Below are 2,590 nucleotides of genomic sequence, written 5' to 3' on the forward strand. Positions count from 1 at the left end.
GTGGGGGGGGGGGGGGGGGGGGGCGGGGGGGGGGGGGGGGGGGGGGGGGGGGGGGGGGCGGGGCGGCGGGGGGGGGGGGGGGGCGGCCCCGGCGCCCCCCCCCCCCCCCGCGTCAGGCGTACGAGCGCCCGCTACGCCGAGACGGGCTCGGCGACGGCGGCCCGCGGGGCCGACACCTGGGCCGGCGCGACCTTCACCAGCGACGGGTTGTCCTGCCCCGGCGTCAGCTGCTTGCCGAGCCGCAGCGCGAGCCAGGCGATACCGAGCGAGACCACGACGAAGATCCCGATGTAGAGCATCGGCACCCCCGCCCCGACCGGCACGCCCAGCGGCCCGAGCGCCAGCGCCATCTGCTTGACCAGGGCGAAGGCCGAGTTGTACTGGCCGATCGAACCCTCCGGCGCGAGGTCCGCCACCAGCGGAGCCAGCGTGGGCGACAGCATGGCCTCACCGATGCCGAAGAGGGCGTACGTCGTGATGAACGCGGCGGCGGCCATCATGGCGCTGCCGTGCCCCAGACCCGAGAAGCCGGCTATGAGCCAGGCGCCCGTCCAGATCACGCCGACCAGGGCGATGACGCGCGAACGACGCCGCTTCTCGACCAGCCGCAGCACCACGAACTGCGCCACGACGATCGCGCCGGTGTTGGCGGCCAGCGCGAAGCCGAGGGTGGAGGGCGAGATCCCGGCCGCTTCGGTGCCGAAGGCGGCGAGACCCGACTCGAACTGCCCGTAGCAGGCGAAGAAGATCACGAAGCCCAGCACACAGAGCTGGACCATCGCCTTGTGCTCCAGGAGCCGCTTCCAGCCGCCCCCACCCGCCTGGGCGGGGTCCTTCGGCACCGCGTCCTTGATGCTCGGCGCGTGCGGCATCCGCACGGTGGCGATCACGCCCGCCAGCACCAGGAACATCACGGCCTCGATGCTGAACAGCAGGGTGAAGCTACCGGGACGGTCGACGTCCACGATCTGTCCGCCGATGAGGCCGCCGATGCCGAGACCCAGGTTCTGCATGAAGAACTGGAGCGCGAAGGCACGGGTCCGGGTGCTCGGGGTGGAGCACCACACGATCATCGTGGCCAGCGCCGGCTGCATGACGGCCTGACCGGCGCCCAGCGCCAACGCGGACAGCAGGATCGGGACGACGCCGGTCGACAGCCCCAGCGATATCGCGCCCACCGACGCGGCCACCGCCGCGCCCATGACCACGGGGACGGGCCCGCGCCGGTCGATGATCCGACCGGTGAGGGGCAGCGCGAGAAGGGCGCCCAGGGCGAACGCCACGAAGGCGCACGTCGCCGTAGCCGCGCCCAGATCCCGCACCTGCGCCACGTAGATATAGAGGAACGGAACCGTGAAACCGATACCGAACGCGGTCAGCGCGTTACCGGCCTGGATCCTCCGCATCGCAGCGCCCATCACCTTGGTCACTTCTCACCTGCCTTCACTACTGAAGCCTGAAGACTTCATACCTAAAGTTCGATCCTTAACTCTACACACCGAAGGAGTTAGACGCCAATGGGCTCGTGCCATACTTCGGACCATGGGTGACACCCCCGACGGCACTACGCCCGTCCACGAGCCGAGCCTCGATGAGCAGATCGCCGTCTATCAGCGCGAGTTCCAGGACCTCGACCCCCAGGTCGAGAAGGTCGTGTCGGCCCTGAGCCGCCTCAACCGCCGGATGAACGTCGCGTACGGCCGCCAGACGGCGGCCCTGGGCATCAGCAACGCCGAGTGGGAGGTCCTCAAAGCCCTCGTGCTCGCGGGCGACCCCTACCGGATGGGCCCGAGCGAACTGGCGAAGCAGCTGGGCCTGACGCCGGCCGCGATGACCCACCGGATCGACCGCATGACCGCGGACGGCCTGGTGACTCGGGAGCGCGACGAGTCCAACCGGGTCCGCGTGATCGTGGAGCTGACGAACGAGGGCCGCAGCAAGTGGCTCGACGCGATGCGCGCGGCCACGCTCTTCGAAGAGGACCTGCTCCAGGACCTCTCCACCGTGGAGCGCGCCCTGCTCGGCGACATCCTCACGCGCCTGCTGGACCGGGTCGAAGGCCTCCAATCGCCCGCCTGACCTGGCACGCGGACCCGGGGTTGACACCAACCCCGTGAGTCCGTAAGGTTCTCCGAGTTGTCCCAGAGCCGGAACGGTCCTGTGACAGCAGATACGCCGCCTCGTAGCGGCACCCAACTCAGCACGATCTCCCACCGGGAACGAATTCGGCATGCCTGAATTCCTACCGGGGCCCGATTATGAGCCACCCGGGAAATCCGCTAGAGTTTGGGAGTCGGAACGGCCCAACAGCCGCAAAGACAAACCCCGCTGACTGGGGGTCAGGCCCGAAAGGTTCTGATAGAGTCGGACTCGCCGGAAAGGGAAAGCGCGAAAGCGAAGAACTGGAAAGCGAAACCCGCTTCGACCGGGAATCGGACACGAAAGAGTCTGATAGAGTCGGAAACGAAGAACGAAGCCCGGAGGAAAGCCCGAGAGGGTGAGTACAAAGGAAGCGTCCGTTCCTTGAGAACTCAACAGCGTGCCAAAAATCAACGCCAGAAGTTGATACCCCGTCCACTTCGGTGGATGA

At 68.3% G+C, this 2,590-nt stretch carries 2 protein-coding genes; one reads left to right on the forward strand and one right to left on the reverse strand.

Annotated features, from left to right (window positions below; genetic code table 11):
• Positions 1-131: 131 nt before the first annotated feature.
• On the reverse strand, positions 132-1,418 hold the full coding sequence (locus tag ACIBEA_RS26010; protein ID WP_399264838.1) for an MFS transporter: 1,287 nt from the start codon (positions 1,416-1,418) through the stop codon (positions 132-134).
• A gap of 124 nt (positions 1,419-1,542) precedes the next feature.
• Between ACIBEA_RS26010 and ACIBEA_RS26015 the strand changes: the two genes are divergently transcribed.
• Positions 1,543-2,079 carry a MarR family winged helix-turn-helix transcriptional regulator gene (locus ACIBEA_RS26015; protein WP_399264796.1) on the forward strand — a complete coding sequence of 179 codons (537 nt, stop codon included), beginning with the start codon at positions 1,543-1,545 and terminating at the stop codon, positions 2,077-2,079.
• Positions 2,080-2,590 lie beyond the last annotated feature (511 nt).

Origin of the sequence: Streptomyces sp. NPDC051555 (genome assembly GCF_044454405.1) — a bacterium.
In the GTDB taxonomy this organism is placed as follows: domain Bacteria; phylum Actinomycetota; class Actinomycetes; order Streptomycetales; family Streptomycetaceae; genus Streptomyces.

Coding starts and splice junctions, on each gene's coding strand:
- ACIBEA_RS26015 (WP_399264796.1), top strand. CDS start 1,543: ATGGGTGACACCCCCGACGGCACTACGCCCGTCCACGAGCCGAGCCTC.
- ACIBEA_RS26010 (WP_399264838.1), bottom strand. CDS start 1,418: ATGGGCGCTGCGATGCGGAGGATCCAGGCCGGTAACGCGCTGACCGCG.